We start from the raw sequence: 20264 nt of genomic DNA, 5'->3' as shown, positions 1-20264 counted from the left end.
GGGAATGGGGCTCAGCGCCCGCGGCGCAGCGCGCGGTCCTTGGCCTCGTCGAACGGCGCGGCGCACCAACGCTTCCACATCGTCCGGTAGGCGTCTTCGACCGCGCGGGTGTAGGCGGCCGGGCCACAGCGCTGCAGGATGAAATCGCGCAAGCCGCGACGGATCGAACGCAGCCGCTCAAGGTCCGGCTTGCTGGCGATTTCGATGTAGCGCGCGTTGTTGGGCGCAATGAAATCCGGCAGCCCAGCGGCGGCGAGCACTGCGCAGCCGACCCGGCTGGGCACGGTGTGGCCGAGACGGCTGACAACCGGAACGCCCATATGCAGTGCTTCCCAGGTCGAGACGCCGCCCGCCTGCGGGAATGGATCGAGGCACAGATCGATCTGCTTCAGCGTTTCCAGATGGTCCTGACGCGAGCTCGAGCCCAACAGGGTGAGGCGGCCGGCGGCGATGCCGCGTGTAGCGAACTTCTCCAGCAGCGTCTGCCGCACCGCAGGGTCGTCGATCTGATGGTCTTTCAGGATCAGCCGCGACGTCGGCGACGCCGCGAGAATCTGCGACCACACCTCGATCGCCGCGTCCGAGATTTTTGAAATGCGGTTCAGCGAGCCGTAGGTCAGATAGCCATTGCGGTCGAACGGCAAGTCTTGCGACCGCCACTGCGCCGGCAGCGGCTCGATGATGACGATCGACGGCAGGTCATAGACCGCTTCGGCATAAAAGTGACGATCTTCGACTGGGATCGCCACCGGGTCTCCGAGCAGATAGTCCATCACTGGAAGACCTGTGCCGGTGGCGTGGCCCCAGGCGGTGACTTGAACCGGAGCGGGCTTGCGTGCGAACACGCGCAGCCGGTTGCCGTTGGAGTGGCCGGACAGGTCAACCAGAATATCGACCTTGTCCTGCTTGATCTGGTCGGCGAGCCCTTGGTCGCTCATCAGCGTCGCGTCCCGCCATTTGTCGGCGATCGCTTCGAAGGCTCGGGTGGAATCGTCCGGTACCACCACGCCCGAATACAGCACCACTTCGAACTGGCTATGGTCGTGATGCTCGATCACCGGCCGAAACGAGAACGCCGCCGAATGCGCACGGAAGTCGGCCGAGACGTAGCCGACCACCAGGCGCCGGTCGGGATCGCGGTCGTTGGTGGGCGGAGTGGCGAAGGCGCGATAGATCGGCGCGCCGATCTGCGTCCACCAGCTGCTGCGAACGGCCTGCTGCGCCTCGACGTCGGAGCCGGCGCAGAAGTCCATCGAGAAGATCTTGCTGGAGATTGCCGCTTCGTAGTTCGGCATCAGCTCCAGGGCGCGGCTGTGCAAGGCGATTGCGGTCTCGGCATCGCCGAGCGACGCCATGCAGTTGCCGAGCAGCGTGAGCGCGATCGCGGAATTCGGCTCGACCTTCAGCACCGCCGTGCAGGTCGCCATCGCGTCCTTGACGTTGCGCATGAACAGCAGAGTTTCGGCACGGGCGAGGCCTGCTTGGACCGGCCGCTTGCCGATCGACAGCGCGCGGTCGTAACTCGCCAGGGCTTGGTCTAACTGCTTCAGATCCTTGTAGGTGCCGGCGCGGTTCATGAAGGCGACGTCGTTGAGCGGGTCGATCTCGATCGCTTTGTCGTAGCTCTCCAGCGCGTCGGTATAGCGTCCGAGCTTGTGCAGCGCATTGCCGCGATCGTTCCAGGTATCGGCCCGATCCGGCATCAGTTCGATCGCCTTGTCGAAACTGGCGATGGCGTCTTCGTAGCGGGCCAGACCGGAGAGGGCGAGGCCGCGATTGGCGTAAGCCAGCATCAGTGTCGGATCGATCGCGATCGCTTTGTCGCACGACGCCAGCGAGTCCGCGAAGCGGCCGACGGAAATCAGCATGCTGCCCATGTCGGACTGCGCCTGCGCCGATTTCGGATCGGCCAGGAGCGCACGCTTCAGCGTCTTGATGCCGAGCTCGGCGTTGCCGCTCTGATATTCGGCGAGTGCGTAGAAGTGCAGCGCCATGAAATTGTCCGGCGCCTTCTTGAGTACCTTCTTATAGGCGGAGCGGGCCTCGTCGAGCTGGCCCTGCTGATGGAGCACGCGCGCACGCATCAGCAGCACCGCTGGCTCGTAGGCCTTGTCAGGGGCGTTGCGGGAGGGGATGGCCTTGCTGCGTCCGGGCTGCATCTCAGGATCCGAATCCGACGGAGTGATGGTAGCTCCTCAGGCCCTGTGACGCACCTCAGAGAGACCCGTAGGGCTGCTGGATCCTGCGCCAGCGGCTGTAAATAATTCATAAACCATACTGCCCCGGCCCAATAATCGCCGTCTCGCCAAGGCGATCGGCCGGTTTGGGGCGGGCCGCCGGTGCCCAATGAGCGAATCAGTTAATAAACTGGTTGCAAACCGGGCAGCGGCAATCGCGGGCAAACATCAGGTCTGTTGATTTAATTGACCTTTTTCCCCTTAAGACGCTGTTAACCATATTTTAAATGGCCCCCGCCATAGTCCCGGGTGCTCAGGAAGAAGGTAGGTCGAGAATCGGCCGCGTTGATCCGGTGCGCACGTGTGTCGTGCAGCCGAGGTCCCTCTCCAGAACAGGCGTCTAAACACAACCGGCAAGTGTCGCAGCGGCAACGACCGTTCGACGCGAGCAGCGACGTGCGACTGAAGGTCGACGTCCAGCGCGGATCAGGAAGGTTTGCACCATGGCTGATGTGGTTCTCTCGGCAGCGGTTCGCCAGAATCTGCTATCGCTGCAGTCGACTGCCGATCTGTTGGCGACGACGCAGAACCGTCTTGCTTCCGGCAAGAAGGTCAACACCGCGCTCGACAATCCGACCAACTTCTTCACCGCAGCAGGGCTCGATAGCCGCGCCAGCGACATCAACAACCTGCTCGACGGCATCGGCAACGGCGTCCAGATCCTGCAGGCGGCCAACACCGGCATCACCTCGCTGAACAAGCTGATCGACACTGCCAAGTCGATCGCCAACCAGGCGCTGCAGTCGAACGTCGGCTACTCCACTAAATCCAACGTTGCGGCGACCATCGCGGGCGCCACTCCGAACGATCTGCGCGGCACCCAGACCTTCGCCAGCGCGATCGCGACCAGCAACGTGATCTATGACGGCACTGCCGGCGGCACCAGCGGCGTGTCGCTGACCGACACGCTGGGCGGCGGCATCGGCGCGCTGGTCGGCACCGCGGTCACCAAGAACGTCCCGACTGATGCGACCTCGACGGGCGGTGTGCTCTACACCGGCACCGCGACGGCGACTGCGACCGGCACCGATCTGATCTCGTCGCTGACCAACGGTTTGACCACGACCCCGACCGGCCCGCAGGCCGGCGATGTGCTGGTCGTCGACGGCAAGACCATCACCTTCACCGCCACCGGCACTCCCACGGTCGACAGCAACGGCAACTATACGATCGGCGTCAATCAGCCGATCAACGCGCTGCTCGCCACAGTCGACACCATCAACGGCAACACCAGCAATCCGTCGGTGGTCAACGCCAGCGGCCACCTCGAGCTGCACACCGGCACCAACCGCGCGCTGTCGGTCTCCGACACCTCGGGCGGCACCGTGCTAGCCAAGCTCGGCTTCAGCGGACCGGTGTCGACGTCGCTCGGCACCGGCACCTCGGCGCCGATCACCGCCAGCACCAAGTTGTTCAACACCGTCGGCGGCCTGGGCGCTGCGATCGCCGACGGCACGACGCTGACGGTGAACGGCAAGACCATCACCTTCAAGGCGTCCGATCCGCCGTTGCCGGCCGGTCTGTTGGTCGGCTCGGGCGTGCTCGGCAACATCGTCGCCGACTCGCAGGGCAACTCGACGATTTATCTCGGCACCAGCAACACCTTCACCAACGCCACGGTCGGCGACGTGCTGACGGCGATCGATCTCGCCAGCGGCGTCAAGTCGGCCAACATCTCTAGCGGCGTTGCGACCTTCACGGCCAACGGAACTCCGTCCTCGATCAGCGGCACCGGTGTGGTGACGCTGAATTCTTCGACCGGTGCCGACCTCCACGTCACCGGTCCGGCAGACTTCCTGAAGTCGCTGAATCTCACCACCTCGACCGGTTCCGGTCCGACCACGCTCGACGTGCCGCGCATCACGGGCCCCACCACGATCGGCACGCTGATCGACGACGGCTCGATCCTCACCGTCAATGGCAAGACCATCACCTTCAAGAACGCGCCTGTCCCGCTTGCTTCGGCGACCCACACCGGCGTGACTGGTCACGTCGAGACCGACGGTCTCGGCAATTCGACCGTCTATCTGCAGGGCGGCACCGTGGCCGACGTGCTGAAGGCGATCGACCTTGCCACCGGCGTGCAGACCGCGACGCTGTCGCAGACCGGCGCGACGCTGACGACCCAGCTCGGCTCCGCCAATTCGTCGCTGTCGAGCGGCTCGCTGAAGATCTCGACCGGTAGCGCCTCCGACCTCACCATCAGCGGTACCGGCAACGCCATGCTGGCGCTCGGCCTCGCCGGCAACACCGGCACCTCGACGGTGTTCCAGGCGTCGCGCGCCTCCGGCGCCGGCGGCGTTTCCGGCAAGACCATGACCTTCACCGCCTTCAAGGGCGGCACGCCGGTCAGCGTCACGTTCGGCGACGGCACCGGTGGCACGGTGAAGACGCTGGCGCAGCTCAACGCCGCGCTTGCGCCGAACAACCTTACCGCGCAGGTCGACGCCAACGGCGTGCTGATGATCTCGGCGAGCAACGACTACGCGTCGTCGACACTCGGCTCGGTCGCGGACGGTGGCGTGCTCGGCGGCTCGATCACCTCGACGCTGACCTTCACCACGCCGAACCCGCCGGTCGCCGATCTCAATTCGCAGGCGGCGCGCGCCAAGCTGGTCGAGCAGTACAACAACGTCATCGCGCAGATCACCACCACGTCGCAGGACGCGTCGTTCAACGGCGTGAACCTGTTGAACGGTGACACGCTGAAGCTGGTGTTCAACGAAACCGGCAATTCGACGCTGACCATCGTCGGCACCGCGCTGACGCCCGCGGCCCTCGGCCTGCCGACGCTGGTGGCCGGCACCGACTTCATCGACAACGCCGCGACCAACAAGACGCTCGCCGCGCTCAACACCGCGTCGACCACGCTGCGCTCGCAGGCGTCGTCTTACGGTTCAAACCTGTCGATCGTGCAGATCCGTCAGAACTTCGCCAAGAGCCTGATCAACGTGCTGCAGACCGGCTCGGCGAACCTGACGCTCGCCGATACCAACGAAGAAGCGGCCAACAGTCAGGCGCTCTCGACACGGCAATCGATCGCGGTGTCGGCGTTGTCGCTGGCCAACCAGTCGCAGCAGAGCGTCCTGCAATTGCTGCGGTAATCGCAACGGCCCGGCCTCGCGCCGGGGCGGCGATCGCGGGGCGGCCACGTCCCGAGCGGCGGCGCGATTCGGCGCCGCGCAATCTCCCGTTGTATTTTTCCCCTGAAAGTACGGCGCGTTTGTACTGGATCGATTCGCAAACCCTGCGCATAAGGAAAAAGGGCTGGAGGATGAGTCGATCTCGGTCCCGTGACCATATGCGAAGGGAGAAGCGATGCCTCTGCGAGTCGAATTGAAGCCGTTCGAGCGGATCGTGATCGGCCAGAGCGTGATCACCAACTCCGACACCCGCACCACATTTCTGATCGACGGTGATGCGCCGATCTTGCGTGAGAAAGACATTCTCACCGCGGAGACGGCGAACACGCCGGTGAAGCGAATCTATCTGTGCGTGCAGATGATGTATTTGCAGAACGACATCCCGGCTTATCAGGATTTGTATCTAGGTTTCATCAAAGAGTTGATCGAAGCCGTGCCGAGCTTCCGTGAAACGATTGAAGCAACCAGTAATCTTATCTTAAGCGGCAATCTCTATAAGGCACTCAGAGAGCTGCGCCCCCTCATCAAGCGTGAAGAAGAATTGTTGTCGAGGTAGCCGATGTCGAGTGCCGCGCAAGCTTACGCCAGAACGGCGCAGAGAACTGCATCTCCCCGCGAGATCGAAGCGCAGGCGCTGCTGAAGGCGGCTAAGCAATTGCAGGACGTTGTCACGAACTGGGACGAGAAGGGCGCGATCGGACTTCAGGAAGCGCTGCTGTTCAATCGCAAACTTTGGTCGATCTTCGTCACCGAGGCGATGCGCGACGACAATCCGCAGTCGATCGAGATCCGTCAGAACATCGCCAACATCGGCGTGTTCGTGATGAGCCAGTCCAGCGCCTTGCAGATCAAGCCGGAAGTCGAACGCCTGCAGGCGCTGATCGACATCAACCGCAACATCGCCGCGGGTCTCAGCGGCCGTCCGTAACACGACCGACGTCGTGATGTTGCTTTGGTCCGCTTCCAATTCTTTCTTTGCCCAGCACGAAGCGCCCGCAACCGACGGGCCGGGAGATCCGGTCTCATTCCAACTCGGCGTCAGGCGACGCGGTCGGTTGCGAGCGATCCGATGCGCTGAGGCTTCGATTGATCGAGTTCGCGGAAGTAAGCGCGTGCCTTGAGCTGCCAGGAGTCAGGATACTGGCTGATCACCGACTGCGTGTTCTGATCGACCGCCACGTACACCATCTCGGCCGCAGCCTGATCGAAGATCACCTGGCGGGCAATCGAAGACGCAGGGTTGCTTCCGGACTTGGTGGCAGTCGTCGCCGATCCGCCGTCTGCCGCGGTGACGCTCTGTGGCGCCGGCAGATCGGTCGGTACGGCCGCTTGCACCGCCTCAGGCTCCGGCCTGAGGATCGGCGTGATCACCGGCGCCCCCACCGGCTTGATGTTGAAATCGATACTCATGTCAGCCTCCTGGCCTCCATCAGGTCAATCACACACCTCCTCGAGCATCGTGGCAAACAGTTCTGAAATTCCTCCTGCAAAGATTCCGATGATTTAAATCGAAAGCGTTGCATCGCGCGGGCGTGCAACATCCCGCGCCAATGCGCGTCGGGCCTGCAAGGTCGTCGTGAGGGGAGGCGTTACAGCGAGCGGCTGACTGCGATGGGCGTCAGCTGGCGCGGGCTCGGACCGGTGTGACGGCCGTAGGCAGTGTACGTCTGCGGCGCGTTGCGCTTCTGCACTTCGGCGTTGACGCCTCGCACGATGCCTTCCGACACCGCATGCGCGGTGGCCAGCACGGTGAGGTTGACCTGCAGCATCGCGCGAAACACTTCGTGATGCCGGTGCAGCGTCGCGAGCAGGTCCGGTGTCGCTTTGGACATGTAGGGCTGGCTGGCGCGCACCAGCGTGATCGCGCTGATGTAACGCTTGGTGCCTTCGGTCTTGTCGGCCTCGAGCCGCATCGCCTCGGCGATCTTGCCGGCGCGGACCAGCTCGGTCTCGTGCTCGATCACCTTCAGCAGCGAATCCATCAGCGTGATCAGGCCCTCGGCGAGCTTGCGCGCATCGGCGGGCGTTGCCACCGGTTGAACGGCGGCGGGCTGGGTTTGCGGGCGTTGCATCGCGGTCATGGCGTCGTCCTTTGCGCTTAGGAGCGGGCTGCCTGCTGCAGGATCAGCGAGCGATATACGTCGGTCGCGATGCCGACGCCGCCGGCCTTGGCGACCATCTGCGAATGTTGTTCGGTCAGCATCGAACGCCAAACGCCGGTACCGACGGTGTCGCCGAACGGTCCTTCGCCCTTCAGCCCGGAAGTCATCTGCGAGAACATGGTGTTGAGAAACATCGCCTCGAAGTCCTTGGCGGTCTTCTGGGCCTTCTCCTGGACCTGCGCCGGCACCTTTGACAGCGCTTCGGCGAGGGCAAAGTCGGGCCGCCCATTATAGGTCGGTAGGGTCGGCCCGTAGGTTGTGGCGATCGTCATCACATCACCTCGATGTCGGCTTCGATGGCACCGGCGGCCTTGATCGCCTGGAGGATGCCGATCAGGTCGCGCGGGCCGATGCCGAGGCTGTTGAGGCCGTCGACGAGCTGCTGCAGCGACACACCGTCCTTGACCACGGCGAGCTTCTTGCCGTCTTCGGTGACCCCGATCCTGGAATTCGGCGTGACGACGGTGCGGCCGCCGCCGAGCGGATTCGGCTGGCTCACCTGCGGGCTCTCGGAAATCGACACTGTCAGGTTGCCCTGGGCAACGGCCACGGTGGCGACTCGGACGTCACGACCCATGACTATGATACCGCTGCGTTCGTCGATCACGATCTTGGCGGCCTGATCCGGTTCGACCTGCAACTGTTCGATTTCGGTGAGCAGCGCCACCGCGTTGCCCTTGAACTCGCCCGGGATCGAAAGCTGGACGGTCGACGGGTCGAGCGGCTCGGCGCATTTGGTGCCGAGGTAGTCGTTGACGGCGGCGGCGATCCGCTTGGCGGTGGTGAAGTCGGCGTTGCGCAGCGCCAGCCGCACGTTCGGCAGCCGGTTCAGGGCAAATTCGATCTCGCGCTCGATGATGGCGCCATTCGCGATCCGGCCGACCGTTGGCACGCCGCGGGTGATCTTGGCGGCTTCGCCCTCGGCCTGGAAGCCGCCGATCGCCAGCGAGCCCTGGGCGACCGCGTAGACGTTGCCGTCGGCGCCGAGCAGGGGGGTGACCAGCAGGGTGCCGCCCTGCAGGTTCTTGGCGTCGCCCAGCGCCGAGACAGTGACGTCCATCCGGGTGCCCTGGGTGGCAAACGGCGGCAGATTGCCGGTGACCATCACGGCGGCGACGTTGCCGGTGCGGATGGTGGCGCCGCGGATGTTGACGCCCATGCGTTCCAGCATCGCCTGTAGCGACTGCTTGGTGAAGGGGATGTTGTTGAGGGTATCGCCGGTGCCGTTGAGGCCGACCACCAGGCCGTAACCGATCAGCTGGTTCTGGCGGATGCCTTCGATATTGGCGAGGTCCTTGATGCGCGAAGTCGCATTGGCCCCCACGCCCGACAGGAGCAGCACGCACAGCGCCGCCGCAGCCAGCCTTACGAGTTGGGTCGATACGCGCGGCATTGTCGGCTCCTGTCGATCCATCGCCGCTGTTGCGAACGATGCGGTCAGTCTTTCCTTGCCAGTCCTGTGCCACCCGCGAATCTGAAGCAACTTGTTGATTTTCCGAGGGGAAGTTCCCCTCTCCGGAGTTCCGTTTGGGTTCCAACCGCGGCGAAACTGCCGTCACCGGCAATTCTTGCCGGGCTGTTTACCCATCGTTAACCATAAACCGGTTTGCTGCGGGTCGGGGGCCTCAGCCCTGTTGCCGCCCTGGGTGTAAGCTGTTCCGCGGCGAGCCTGGACACGGCGAGAGACACGATGCGCATTTACGGTCCGAACGGCACCACCACATCGACCGGCTCCGGCACTGTTCGGCGCTCCGGATCGAGCACGTTTTCGCTCCCCACCGCCCCCACGCAATCGGAAGCCAAGCCGATCAGTGCGCCTCGGCCGCCGGCTGCGCTGGATGCGCTGCTCGCCATGCAGGGGGTGGAGGATGCCACCGAACGCCGCAAGCGCTCGGTGCAGCGCGGACGAACGGCGCTCGATGCGCTCGACGATCTGAAAATCGGCCTGCTGTCGGGGATGCTGGACGGTGCAACGGTGGCGCGGCTGCGCGCGGCGGCGGCCGAACTGAAGAACTCCTCCGGCGATCCCGGCCTCGACGCGGTACTGGCGGAGATCGAGCTGCGGGTCGAGGTCGAACTCGCCAAAGCCGGCCAAGCCTAAGCCTGCGATTCGTGTTCCCCAGCTATTCCGCCGTTCCGGTGCGATCGGTGCGGACGATATTGTCTGTCACAACCCAGCGCTATATAAGCTGCCGCGCAGGCGGGGTGTTTACCGCCTGATGTGGATCATGGATTGCCCTTGGAAAAGTTGAAAGACTATCGACCATCCGAGAAAGAGCCGTTCATGAACGAGCGGCAGCGCGATTATTTTCGCGCCAAATTGTTGGCTTGGAAGGACGAGATCCTGCGTGAAGCCAAACTCACGCTCCAGGCACTGCAGGAAGAGAACGTCAATCATCCCGACTTGGCTGATCGCGCCTCCTCCGAAACCGACCGCGCTATTGAGCTGCGCGCTCGCGACCGTCAACGCAAGCTGATCGCCAAGATCGACGCAGCACTGCAACGTATCGAAGATAACACCTACGGCTATTGCGAAGAGACCGGCGAGCCGATCTCTCTCAAGCGGCTCGAGGCGCGCCCGATTGCGACGCTCTCGGTCGAAGCCCAGGAGCGCCATGAGAAGCGCGAAAAGGTGTATCGCGACGAATAGGTCGGTGGCCTGATCAAAGTTTTACGGCGTCGCTTCCGAGAGGAAGCGGCGCCGTTGTTTTTTGGAGCTGGCGTTTCGGGCCGTTGCGCACGCGAAATAAGCGCAGCCGATTAGTGCCGGCGCTTGCGCGGCTGCTGTTGCGGCGGCGGAACGTCTTGCGGCTCGGCGGCCTGCTGCTGCGCGCGGAACGCGACCACCGGATTGATGTCGCAATAGGCGCGGGTGCCGGAAGCCGTCACCATGCACTGCTGGTACGAGTCGAACTGGCAATTACCCGGATAGCCCCATTCGCCGCCTTGCAGGCAGTAGGGGAAATCGCGGGCCGAGGCCGGAGCCGCCGCCAGGGTGAGGATGGTCGCTGCCGCGAGCAATGCGGCGCCGGTCTTGGTCATCTGATCTCTCCATTGGGCTCGGCCATTCCTTCCAGGAATCGCCGAACACGGCGGAACGTAGCGTCCCCGGGACGCGATACAACTACGATCGCGGGATGCCGTCGATGCGCCGGATCATGTCTGCGGATGTCTGGGCAAGTGAGTTGTGATCGGGCGTGATGCGGCGTGTGCGTCTCGCGGGTCTTTAGCTTTCCCGCTCAGTCTTTCCGAGTCATTGCCAACAGTCGCGCCAGCAGCTTCTTGGGGTCCATCCGAAGATCCGGGGCGAGGTGGCTGAGGTCGGCGAGCCAGGCGCCATCGGCGGCGAGTCGCACGATCTCCAGCGCCGGCGCCGAGTCGGTTTTTTTATACTTCGTCAGCCATGCCCGCATTCTGGCAGACCAGCGCGGTCGCAACAGCGGGTCGGTCATCATCGATACCGCCAAAGCGCCGCCGCACTGGCTTTCGTCTTGTTCGCTGAGATTGAAGGTCGCCCGGACGTAGGCGCGGGTGAAGCAGCCGTAACTGGAATGATCATCCTGTAGCGCCTCTTCGACGGCGGCACCGAAGATGTCGAGCTGGGCGTCGAAGACCGCCTCGATTAACTTCTCCTTGGTCGCAAAATGATGAAACAGGCCGCCTTTTGTGACACCGGCGGCGGCGGCAACGGCCTGCACCGTGACCGCTTGCAGCCCCCGCTCCATCGCCAGAGCGGCGGCACAATCGATCAGGGCGCGGCGGACGACTTCCGGTTGTTTCTTTCGCTCATGGGCGCTGCTCATTGCGGCGAGGCAACTTTCTTGAGAACGACTGTGGTGAATCCTGGCGTCGCCCCGTTGTCATTGTCAAGAATGTAATATACCAACCGGATGGTATCTTTTGAACGGTCTGCGGCGGCCGGGGGGCTCGCAGCCGTGCGGAGCAAAGGTGAGTTGCGTGACGACGAAGACAAAGGCCGCCCTCCGGGCCGCTTGCGCGTTTGGCGTGGTGGTGAGTCTGGCCGGCTGCGGTGATGGCAAACAAGCAGGAGCCGACAAGCAGGCGCCGCCGGTCGTGGTGAGCGTGGTCACAGTCGCGCCGGAGACGCTGCGCATCGTCAGCGATCTGCCCGGCCGCATCGCGCCGACTCAGATTGCGGAAGTGCGTCCGCGGGTCTCGGGCATCATCATCGAGCGGGTGTTCCAGCAAGGTACCATCGTCAAGCAGGGCGACGTGCTGTACCGGCTGGACCCGGCGCCGTTCCAGGTTCGTGTCGCCAGCGCCAAGGCGACGCTGCAGCGTGCAGTGGCAACCCGCACGCTGGCGGCCCAGCAGGCCGAGCGCCAGACCCGGCTGAAGGATCGCGACGTCACCACAGTCCAACTCTACGACAAGGCAGTCGCCGAATTGGCCCAGGCCGAGGCGGATGAGGCCTCCGCACGCGCCGGCCTGCAGGCCGCCGAGCTCGATCTGCAATACACCGAAGTCCGCGCACCGATCACCGGCCGCATCGGACGGGCGCTGATTACCGAAGGCGCTCTGTTCACCGTCGGTGGCAGCGAAAGCCTGGCGACGATTCAGCAGCTCGATCCGGTCTATGCCGACTTCACGCAATCCGCCAACGAGCTGTTGGCGTTGAAGCGGGCCGCGCAACAGTCAGCAAAGGCCGGCGATGCGATCGAAGCCGAGGTCCGGCTGCGGTTCGACGACGGCGCGAGCTACGCGCATCGCGGCCGCCTGCTGTTCTCTGAAGCTTCCGTCGACGCCACCACTGGCCAGGTCACGCTGCGCGGCGAGTTTCCTAATCCGGACGGCGATTTGTTGCCCGGCATGTATGTCCGCGTGCAGCTGGTGCAGGGCGAGCAGCCCAATGCGCTGGCCGTGCCCGAGCGCGCGCTCCGCCGCGATCCGGGCGGGCAGGCGCAGCTCTACGTCGTTTCGGCCGATGGCAAAGCCGAATTGCGGCCGGTGACGCCATCGCGGCTGGTCGACGGTCGCTGGATCATCGCCAGCGGTCTCCATCCCGGCGACGCCGTGGTCGTGCAGGGCTTTCAGGCGCTGTCGCCGGGAGCGGCGGTCGATCCGAAGCCGTGGCCGAACGCGGCGGCCGCTGGTACGACCAGCGCCGCCTCGCAGGCGAAGTGAGGCTCGGCGGTCATGCCCGATTTCTTTATCGCGCGGCCCGTGTTCGCGTGGGTCGTCGCCATCTTCATCATGATCGCCGGCGCGCTGGCGATCCCGTTTCTGCCGGTGGCGCAATACCCCAACATTGCCCCGGCCAAGATCTCCGTCACCGCGAACTATCCGGGTGCGTCGTCTGAAGAGATCTACCAGGGCGTCGTCCGGCTGATCGAAGATCAGCTCGCCGGCATTCCCGGCCTGATGTACTTCGAGTCGACCACGGATGCGACCGGCCAGATCTCGATCGAGGTGTCGTTCCAGCCGGGAACGTCGCTGGCGCAGGCGACCGTGGATGTGCAGAACCGCATCCGCCGCGTGGAGTCGCGGCTGCCCAGCGCCGTGACTCAGCGCGGCATCCTGGTCGACGAAGCTTCCAGCACCTTCCTGATGTTCATCTCGGTGCAGACCATCGACGGCTCGCTCGATAGCATCGCGGTCGGCGACTACATCACCCGCAATATCATCAGCGAGATCCGCCGGATCGAGGGCGTCGGCAAGGCGCAGCTGTTCGGTACGCAGCGCTCGATGCGGGTGTGGATCGATCCGGACAAGCTGTTCGGCGTCGGATTGACCGTCAGCGACGTCTCGGCGGCGATCGCCGCGCAGAACGCGCAGGTCGCCGCCGGGCGGATTGGAGCGACGCCCAATCCGGTGTCGCAGGAAGTGACCGCGCCGGTCCTGGTCAAGGGCCAGCTCGGCACGCCGGAGGAATTCGGCGCCATCGTGCTGCGCGCCAATCGCGACGGCTCGTCGGTGCGGCTGCGCGACGTCGCCCGGGTCGAGGTCGGCGGCGAGGATTACAATTCCGACAGTCGGCTGAACGGCCACCCCGCGGCGTCGATCGGCGTCCAGCTGTCGGCGACCGCCAATGCGCTCGCCACCTCCAGGGCCGTCACCGCCAAGATGAAGGAACTCTCGCAGTATTTCCCGAAAGGGATGACCTACGAGATACCCTACGACACCACCCCGTTCATCAAAGCGTCGATCGAGAAGGTGCTGTACACGCTCGCCGAAGCGATTGCGCTGGTGTTCGTGGTGATGTTCCTGTTCCTGCAGAACATCCGCTACACCCTGATCCCGACCCTGGTGGTGCCGATCGCGCTGCTCGGCACCTGTGCGGTGATGTTCGTCACCGGCTTCTCGATCAACGTGCTGACGATGTTCGCGATGGTGCTGGCAATCGGCATCCTCGTCGACGACGCCATCGTGGTGGTCGAGAACGTCGAGCGCCTGATGGCGACCGAAGGACTGTCGCCGCGCGAGGCGACCATCAAGGCGATGGGGCAGATCAAGGGCGCGATCGTCGGCATCACGCTGGTGCTCACGGCCGTGTTTTTGCCGATGGCGTTCTTCCCCGGCGCGGTCGGCATCATCTATCGGCAGTTCAGCCTGACGATGGTGGTGTCGATCCTGTTCTCGAGCTTCCTGGCGCTGACGCTGACGCCGGCGCTGTGCGCGACGTTCCTAAAGCCGGTGCCTGACGATCACCACGAGAAGGGTGGCTTCTTCGGCTGGTTCAACCGGACTTTCGCGCGCATCGCGGGCCGCTATCGCAATGGCGTCGGCTGGGCGACCAGCCGCACCGGGCGGCTGATGGTGGTGTATCTCGCGTTGCTCGCAGGGCTCGGCTGGGCTTACTTGCGGTTGCCTTCGTCGTTCCTGCCGACCGAGGATCAGGGCTATCTGATCGTCGACATGCAGGCGCCGACCGAGGCAACGCAGACCCGCGCGATGACCTCGATCGAGCAGGCCGAGAAGGTGTTCCTCGCCGACCCGAGCGTGTCGCAGGTGTTCACCGTCTCGGGCTTCAGCTTCTCGGGCAACTCGCAGAGCGCAGCGGTGGCGTTCGTGACGCTGAAGGACTGGAGCGAGCGCGGCCACGACAGCGCCGGTGTGATCGCCCGGCGTGCCAATGTCGAACTGGCGAAGATCGGCGACGCCACGGTGATGGCGTTCGAGCCGCCGCCGATCGACGGCCTCGGCAACTTCACCGGCTTCACCTTCCGCCTGCAAGATCGCGGCAGCCGCGGCAGCGCGGCGCTCGACGATGCCGCGACGCGCCTGACTGCGGCAGGCGCCGCCAGTCCGGTGCTGGCGGGCGTTCGGATCGAGGGGCTGGCCAATTCGGCCCAGCTGCATCTGGTGATCGACCGTGAGAAGGCGAACGCGCTCGGCGTGTCCTTCGCGGACATTAACGCCACCATCACCGCCAGCCTCGGCTCGGCCTACGTCAACGACTTCCCTAATGCAGGCCGGATGCAGCGCGTCACCATCCAGGCTCAGGACGATCGCCGCATGCAGGCGGACGATCTGCTCAAGCTGAACGTCCGCAACGCCAGCGGCCGGATGGTGCCGCTTTCCGCATTCGCGCGGACCGAATGGTCGAAGGGGCCGATCCAGGTGATCGGCTTCAACGGCTATCCGTCGGTGCGCTTTGCCGGCGATGGCGCGCCGGGCCACTCCTCGGGCGAAGCGATCGCCGAAATGGAACGGCTGGCCAAGCAGTTGCCGAGCGGGTTCGGTTTCGAATGGGCCGGACAGTCGCTGCAGGAAATAAAGTCGGGCAATCAGGCGCCGTTCCTGCTCGGGCTCAGCGTCCTGTTCGTGTTCCTGCTGCTGGCGGCGCTGTACGAAAGCTGGTCAATCCCGCTGTCGGTGATGTTGGTCGTGCCGCTCGGCATCATCGGCGCGCTGCTCGCCGTGATGCTCCGCGACATGCCGAACGATATCTACTTTAAGGTCGGCCTGATCGCGATCATTGGCCTCTCTGCCAAGAATGCGATTCTGATCGTTGAATTCGCCAAGGACCTGCATGCCGAGGGCAAGTCGCTGCGGGAGGCAGCGATCGAGGCGGCGGCGATCCGCTTCCGCCCGATCATCATGACCTCGCTCGCCTTCATCCTCGGCGTCACGCCGCTGGCGTTCGCGAGCGGCGTCAGCGCCGGCAGTCAGAATGCGATCGGAACCGGCGTGTTCGGCGGCATGCTGTCCGCGACCGTGCTGGCTGTGCTGTTCGTGCCGGTGTTCTATGTCTTCGTGCTGCAGAAGGTGGAGCGGCGGAAGGCGGCAGGGAGCAAGGGCGAGCCGCAATCGACGACGGTTGCGTGATCGCAGGTACTAACGCCAACTCTCTCGTGCCCGGGCTCGTCCCGGGCACGACGTCCTTGCACTGTCAGCATCGCTCACGGGTCTGCAAAAAGGCCGCGGCCTCCGTCCGGAGGGAGAGCCGGAGGAGGCCGCGTTGGAACACCTGACCGCGCCTAGGTTCGCGGCCGGGTGTGGGAGCTCGTTGTCAGGTCATGACGATCAGAACGGGAGCAGCACGTCCATCACCTGCTGGCCGTAGCGTGGCTGCTGCACGTCGGTGATCTGGCCGCGGCCGCCATACGCGATGCGGGCCTGGGCGATCTTACTGCTGTCGATGGTGTTGTCGCTCTGGATGTCCTCGGGCCGCACGATACCGGCGACGATCAGTTCGCGGATCTCGAAGTTGACCCGGATCTCCTGCTTGCCCTCGACCACCAGATTGCCGTTCGGCAGCACCTGCGTCACCACCGCGGCGACGTTGGTCTGCAATGCTTCCTGGCGCTGCACCGAACCCTTACCGTCCGACGACGAGGTGGAGTCGGTGGTCAAGATGCGGCCCGGCAGCACTGCGGTCGCGGGCGTCGTGATCGTCTTGCTGCCGATAAAGTCGGTGATGCCGGAGTCTTCTTTGCTGGTGCGGCTGCGCTGGGTCTCGTTGGCGATGTTGGCCTTGTCGGTGAAGTTCACCGTCACGGTGAGAATGTCGCCGACCTTGGCGGCGCGCTGATCCTTGAAGAACGCGCGGCTGCCGTTCCGCCACAGCGAGTTGGCGTTGTAGGACGCGACCTCCGGCTTCGGCATCGGCATCTGCACCGGCTTGTAGCCGGGCTGTGTGGTCGGGTTTTCGATCGGAGTGAGTGCCGGCCGTTCGCCGATCGCGGCGAGACGATCGATCGAGGAGCAGCCCCCGGCGAGGCCGCCCGTCGCCATCAGGGCGGCGACCAGAACGATGCGTTGCAACGGCACAGACTTGGACATGAACGTTACTCGGTTTTCGCGTCGGCCACGACGCGCGGAGAGATGACGGTGATCGCGACCTGGCCGCGACCGATCACCGTGCCGGTGATGGTGCGCTTGGACTGCAGGTTGAGCACGTTGACGACGTCGCCCTCGGCGCCGGTGTCGAGTGCCTTGCCGCGCGCGGTGAGATAGATGCCGGCCGCGCGATAGATCAGCGTGACGCCCTGGTCGCGGGTCACGAGGTCCGGCTTGGCGAGGTCGGCGCCGCGCAGCACCTGTCCGCTGCGCAGCGTCTGCCGCGCCTGCATGCCGATGGCCGCATCGCGAGACGCCGCATCGGACGCGACTTCGCTCTTCGGTCGGCGCTCGACGGTGATGTCTGAGGCCTTGATCACTTCGTTACGCTGCACCGGCCGGGTCAGCACGGTTGCCACAACGGTTTCGATCGCGGTGCCGGTCACCCGCATCCGGGCCGGCGCGCTACCTTCGCCGCCGTTGATTTCGTAGCTGATGTCGAACCGGCCGCTGCGCGGATCGAACTTTTCGTTGATGAGCTGCAGTTTGCCGGCGTAGTTCGCCGGCAGCGTCTTGGTCTCGACGTCGCGGTCGAAATTCACCGTCAGGTCTTCGGGCTCGCCGAGGCCGTGGCGCTGCTGCAGGGTCTGGATCACCTGCTGCTCGATTTCCTTCGCCGCCAGCGTGCGTGCCAGCCGGGTCACGGTGACTTCGGTGATGTCGCGGGTGTCGACGCCAATCACCTGATGGGCGCGCAACGCGGCGAGCACGGTGGCGGTCGGCAGCGCGCCGGTGGTGCCGAGGTCGGGCGAGCGATAGATCGCAATGCCGGCTGCGGCGCCGGCGTTCTCGATCACGTCGCCGATCCGAACCAGTTCGCCGGTGACTTCGACATGCGGGCGCAGCACTGGCGACTTCAGCACGTCGCTCGGGCGCAGCTCGCCCGCGGACTGCGCGGTCGGCGCTGCGGTCTGGCCGATCGCGCCGCTGCCGGCGGCGGCGATCAGGGTGGAGGCGAGGAGGAGAGCGCGGATCATCAGCCGTCTCCTCAGCGGAACATATTAGAGGTCGATTGCAGCATCTGGTCGGCGGAGCTGACGACCTTGGCGTTCATCTCATAAGCGCGCTGTGCCGAGATCAGGTCGGAGATTTCCGTCACCACTTCGACGTTCGCCATCTCCAGCGTCTTCTGCATGATGTCGCCGAGACCGTCGGCAGACGCGATGCCGTCCTGCGGCGTGCCGGACGCCGGGGTTTCGATGAACAGGTTGTCGCCCTGCGGCTGCAGACCGGCCTTGTTGATGAAACGGGTCAGGCCGATCTGGCCGATCACGGTGGGCGTGGTCGAACCGGAGATCGTCACCGACACCTGGCCGTTGGCCGCGACAGTGATGCTGGTCGCGCCGTTCGGAACGGTGATGGTCGGCTGCACCGGGTTGCCGTTGGCCGTGACCATGCGGCCGGTGTTATCCTTGGTGAACGAACCGTCGCGGGTGTAGGCGAAGGTGCCGTCCGGCATCTGGATCTTGAAGAAGCCTTCGCCGCGCACAGCGAGGTCGAGATCATTGCCGGTGGGGGACAGCGTGCCCTGGGTCATCAGCCGCGGCGTGCCGACGGTCTTGACGCCGCCGCCGATGTCGACACCGACCGGCAGGATCGTGCCCTGGTCCGACGCTTGCGCGCCGACGCGGCGGACGTGATCGTAGATCAGGTCCTGAAACTGCGCCGTCTGCTTTTTGAAGCCGGTGGTGCGCATGTTGGCGATGTTGTTGGAGATCACCTGAACGTTGAGCTCCTGGGCCGCCATCCCGGTCGCCGCAGTGTAGAGTGCGCGCATGGTCAGTCTCCGTTAGGCCGGCACTTCGGCGAGTTTCTCGATCGCGGATTTGCGCAGCTCGCTCTCCTGCTGCAGCATCGCCGAGATCTGGGTGTAGGTTCGGGTGACGTCGATCATCTTGGTCATTTCGAGGACCGAGTTGACGTTCGACTTCTCGACATAGCCCTGGCGCAGCATGGACTTGGTGTCGGGCGTGCCCTGGTCGGATGTGGCTGCGAACAGATTGCCGCCCTGCTTGATCAGGCTCTGCGGCCGGTCGAACGTCACCACCCGCAGCTTGCCCCGCAGCGAGTCGATGATCGAGGTGCCTTCGACCACGCTGACGCGGCCGTCGGACGAGATCGACAGCTCCTTGTCGGTCGGTTGGATCACGATCGGGCCGCCGGTGCCGAGCACCGGGAAGCCGGAGCCGTTCACGAGCTGGCCCTGGGCGTTGATCGTCAGCGATCCGTCGCGGGTGAAGCGCTCGCCCTGCGGCGTCTGCACCACCAGAAAGCCCTTGCCGTCGATCGCGACGTCGAGCGGGTTCTTGGTCTCTTGCAGCGCGCCGGTCGACAGATCGTGGTAGGTGGCGCGGTCCTGCACGAAGCTGACGCGCCGGTCCGGCCGCGCGAAATTGTCCTCGTGCGCGCCGGTGTTAAGAAATTCCTGGAACACCGACCGCTCCGCCTTGAAGCCGTTGGTGTTGAGATTGGCGAGGTTGTTCGCGACGACATCCATCTGCCGTTCGAGCACGACCTGCCGTGACAGTCCGACGAGAAGTGCATTCTCCATCGGTGGTTCTCCCTTGAATGACCCGCCGCCAAGTCCTCCCAGACCGGTGGCGGATCGTGCGAACCGCAGGCGCTCTCCCAAGCGCGCGGCTCACCAGACACCTAGCGAAGCTCGTGCCAACTCAGAAAATTCATCCAAATCAGTAGGTTGCTCATTTTAAGGGAGCGGTCGGGCCGGCAATAAAGGACTTGTTGACCATACCGGCCGGCAAAATCTTCCTACCCGCCACCGCCCTGGAAAGGTTCCGTTAACCATTGCCCCATAGCGTCGTGTCATCAGAGCCTTGGGCGCTGGCGGCGTTAGTCTCGCGTTTACGGTTCGCCTCGGCTGCGGCTCGCTTTTTGGGATATGGGCGATTCGGCCGATGGCGGACGCAGAGAAACCGGAAGAAGGCGCCGAAGCCGCCGAAGGCGGGGCGCCAAAGAGCAAGAAGAAGCTGATCATCATCGCTGCCGCGGCCGTGCTGCTGCTCGGCGGCGGTGCCGGCGCTTATTTCTTCCTGTTCGCCGGTCACGGCGAAGACGCGCATCAGGCCGAAGCCGCCAAGGAAGTGAAGCCGCCGAACTTCGTCGAAGTGCCGGAGATCATGGTCAACCTCGCCGGGACGCCGGGCGAGCGGGTGCAATATCTCAAGGCCAAGGTCGTGCTCGAGGTGAAGGACGAAAAGCTCGCCGAGCAGATCAAGCCGAACATGCCGCGGATCACCGACCTGTTTCAGACCTACTTGCGGGAGCTGCGCTCGGGCGACCTGAACGGCTCGGTCGGGATGTTTCGGATGAAGGAAGAGCTGACTCGGCGCGTCAACATGGCGATCGCGCCTGCGCAGGTGTCGGCTGTGTTGTTCAAGGAAGTGCTGGTGCAGTGAGCT

The 20264-nt window shown here is 64.5% G+C and carries 19 protein-coding genes; 8 read left to right on the top strand and 11 right to left on the bottom strand.

All coding sequences use genetic code 11. From position 1 onward, the window contains the following. Positions 1-11: 11 nt before the first annotated feature. Entirely contained in the window at positions 12-2159 is a 2148-nt protein-coding gene (locus tag VRZ08_RS08160; RefSeq protein WP_414532235.1) for a tetratricopeptide repeat protein, read from the bottom strand. A gap of 521 nt (positions 2160-2680) precedes the next feature. On the opposite strand from VRZ08_RS08160, the gene VRZ08_RS08155 reads away from it, so the two are divergent. The 3 genes from VRZ08_RS08155 (at position 2681) to flaF (ending at position 6308) form a co-directional block, all read left to right on the top strand. Then, positions 2681-5341, top strand: coding sequence for a DUF1522 domain-containing protein (locus tag VRZ08_RS08155; protein ID WP_414532234.1), 2661 nt, complete (start codon positions 2681-2683; stop codon positions 5339-5341). A 214-nt stretch (positions 5342-5555) separates the two neighbouring features. After that, complete coding sequence (gene flbT, locus VRZ08_RS08150; protein WP_264074367.1) at positions 5556-5936, top strand: flagellar biosynthesis repressor FlbT; 381 nt, start codon at positions 5556-5558, stop codon at positions 5934-5936. Positions 5937-5939: 3 nt separating this feature from the next. Further along, positions 5940-6308 carry a flagellar biosynthesis regulator FlaF gene (flaF, locus tag VRZ08_RS08145; RefSeq protein WP_107345617.1) on the top strand — a complete coding sequence of 123 codons (369 nt, stop codon included), beginning with the start codon at positions 5940-5942 and terminating at the stop codon, positions 6306-6308. Between the two features lie 110 nt (positions 6309-6418). On the opposite strand, the gene VRZ08_RS08140 is transcribed toward flaF, so the two are convergent. The 4 genes from VRZ08_RS08140 to VRZ08_RS08125 all read right to left on the bottom strand — a co-directional run bounded on the left by VRZ08_RS08140 (position 6419) and on the right by VRZ08_RS08125 (position 8935). Next, positions 6419-6790 (bottom strand): hypothetical protein, encoded by a 372-nt coding sequence (locus tag VRZ08_RS08140; protein ID WP_164636656.1) that lies wholly within the window; start codon positions 6788-6790, stop codon positions 6419-6421. Between the two features lie 179 nt (positions 6791-6969). Further along, complete coding sequence (locus VRZ08_RS08135) at positions 6970-7461, bottom strand: hypothetical protein (RefSeq protein WP_414532233.1); 492 nt, start codon at positions 7459-7461, stop codon at positions 6970-6972. Between the two features lie 17 nt (positions 7462-7478). Continuing rightward, positions 7479-7814: a flagellar assembly peptidoglycan hydrolase FlgJ gene (flgJ, locus tag VRZ08_RS08130; RefSeq protein ID WP_414532232.1), complete on the bottom strand. Its 336-nt coding sequence runs from the start codon at positions 7812-7814 to the stop codon at positions 7479-7481. Continuing rightward, positions 7814-8935: a flagellar basal body P-ring protein FlgI gene (locus VRZ08_RS08125; RefSeq protein WP_107345613.1), complete on the bottom strand. Its 1122-nt coding sequence runs from the start codon at positions 8933-8935 to the stop codon at positions 7814-7816. Before VRZ08_RS08125 ends, flgJ begins: the two co-directional genes overlap by 1 nt. A 297-nt stretch (positions 8936-9232) precedes the next feature. On the opposite strand from VRZ08_RS08125, the gene VRZ08_RS08120 reads away from it, so the two are divergent. Both VRZ08_RS08120 and dksA read left to right on the top strand, forming a co-directional pair. Continuing rightward, a complete protein-coding gene (locus tag VRZ08_RS08120; RefSeq protein WP_011159444.1) occupies positions 9233-9643 on the top strand; it encodes a flagellar assembly protein FliX in 411 nt (136 codons plus the stop codon). Between the two features lie 138 nt (positions 9644-9781). Beyond that, on the top strand, positions 9782-10192 hold the full coding sequence (dksA, locus tag VRZ08_RS08115) for an RNA polymerase-binding protein DksA (RefSeq protein ID WP_107345612.1): 411 nt from the start codon (positions 9782-9784) through the stop codon (positions 10190-10192). A 110-nt stretch (positions 10193-10302) separates the two neighbouring features. Here dksA and VRZ08_RS08110 read toward each other — a convergent pair whose 3' ends face one another. Both VRZ08_RS08110 and VRZ08_RS08105 read right to left on the bottom strand, forming a co-directional pair. Continuing rightward, complete coding sequence (locus VRZ08_RS08110; protein ID WP_164571951.1) at positions 10303-10584, bottom strand: DUF3551 domain-containing protein; 282 nt, start codon at positions 10582-10584, stop codon at positions 10303-10305. A gap of 197 nt (positions 10585-10781) precedes the next feature. Continuing rightward, positions 10782-11345 carry a TetR family transcriptional regulator gene (locus tag VRZ08_RS08105; RefSeq protein ID WP_263989383.1) on the bottom strand — a complete coding sequence of 188 codons (564 nt, stop codon included), beginning with the start codon at positions 11343-11345 and terminating at the stop codon, positions 10782-10784. Positions 11346-11499: 154 nt separating this feature from the next. On the opposite strand from VRZ08_RS08105, the gene VRZ08_RS08100 reads away from it, so the two are divergent. Both VRZ08_RS08100 and VRZ08_RS08095 read left to right on the top strand, forming a co-directional pair. Continuing rightward, the gene (locus tag VRZ08_RS08100; RefSeq protein ID WP_414532231.1) at positions 11500-12687 is read left to right on the top strand and encodes an efflux RND transporter periplasmic adaptor subunit; all 1188 of its coding nucleotides are present in this window, start codon (positions 11500-11502) and stop codon (positions 12685-12687) included. Positions 12688-12699: 12 nt separating this feature from the next. After that, a complete protein-coding gene (locus VRZ08_RS08095; RefSeq protein WP_414532230.1) occupies positions 12700-15831 on the top strand; it encodes a multidrug efflux RND transporter permease subunit in 3132 nt (1043 codons plus the stop codon). A 198-nt stretch (positions 15832-16029) separates the two neighbouring features. Here the strand turns inward: VRZ08_RS08095 and flgH are convergent, their stop codons facing one another. Genes flgH through flgF form a run of 4 tightly spaced genes read right to left on the bottom strand, consistent with a single transcriptional unit; the run spans position 16030 to position 19396 of the window. Beyond that, complete coding sequence (gene flgH / locus VRZ08_RS08090; protein WP_011159438.1) at positions 16030-16788, bottom strand: flagellar basal body L-ring protein FlgH; 759 nt, start codon at positions 16786-16788, stop codon at positions 16030-16032. Between the two features lie 5 nt (positions 16789-16793). Next, positions 16794-17822: a flagellar basal body P-ring formation chaperone FlgA gene (gene flgA, locus VRZ08_RS08085; protein WP_414532229.1), complete on the bottom strand. Its 1029-nt coding sequence runs from the start codon at positions 17820-17822 to the stop codon at positions 16794-16796. 11 nt (positions 17823-17833) lie between these two features. Continuing rightward, on the bottom strand, positions 17834-18622 hold the full coding sequence (gene flgG / locus VRZ08_RS08080; protein ID WP_011159436.1) for a flagellar basal-body rod protein FlgG: 789 nt from the start codon (positions 18620-18622) through the stop codon (positions 17834-17836). A gap of 12 nt (positions 18623-18634) precedes the next feature. Further along, positions 18635-19396 carry a flagellar basal-body rod protein FlgF gene (gene flgF, locus VRZ08_RS08075; RefSeq protein ID WP_107345605.1) on the bottom strand — a complete coding sequence of 254 codons (762 nt, stop codon included), beginning with the start codon at positions 19394-19396 and terminating at the stop codon, positions 18635-18637. 364 nt (positions 19397-19760) lie between these two features. Here flgF and fliL point away from each other — a divergent pair, with 364 nt between their 5' ends. Next, a complete protein-coding gene (fliL, locus tag VRZ08_RS08070) occupies positions 19761-20261 on the top strand; it encodes a flagellar basal body-associated protein FliL (RefSeq protein ID WP_107345604.1) in 501 nt (166 codons plus the stop codon). Positions 20262-20264: the final 3 nt, after the last annotated feature.

The sequence above is a fragment of the Rhodopseudomonas sp. G2_2311 genome (assembly GCF_047501505.1).
Lineage (GTDB): Bacteria > Pseudomonadota > Alphaproteobacteria > Rhizobiales > Xanthobacteraceae > Rhodopseudomonas > Rhodopseudomonas palustris_H.
The sequence above is the reverse complement of the archived record's forward strand: the minus strand, read 5'-3'. Positions and strand labels throughout refer to the sequence as shown.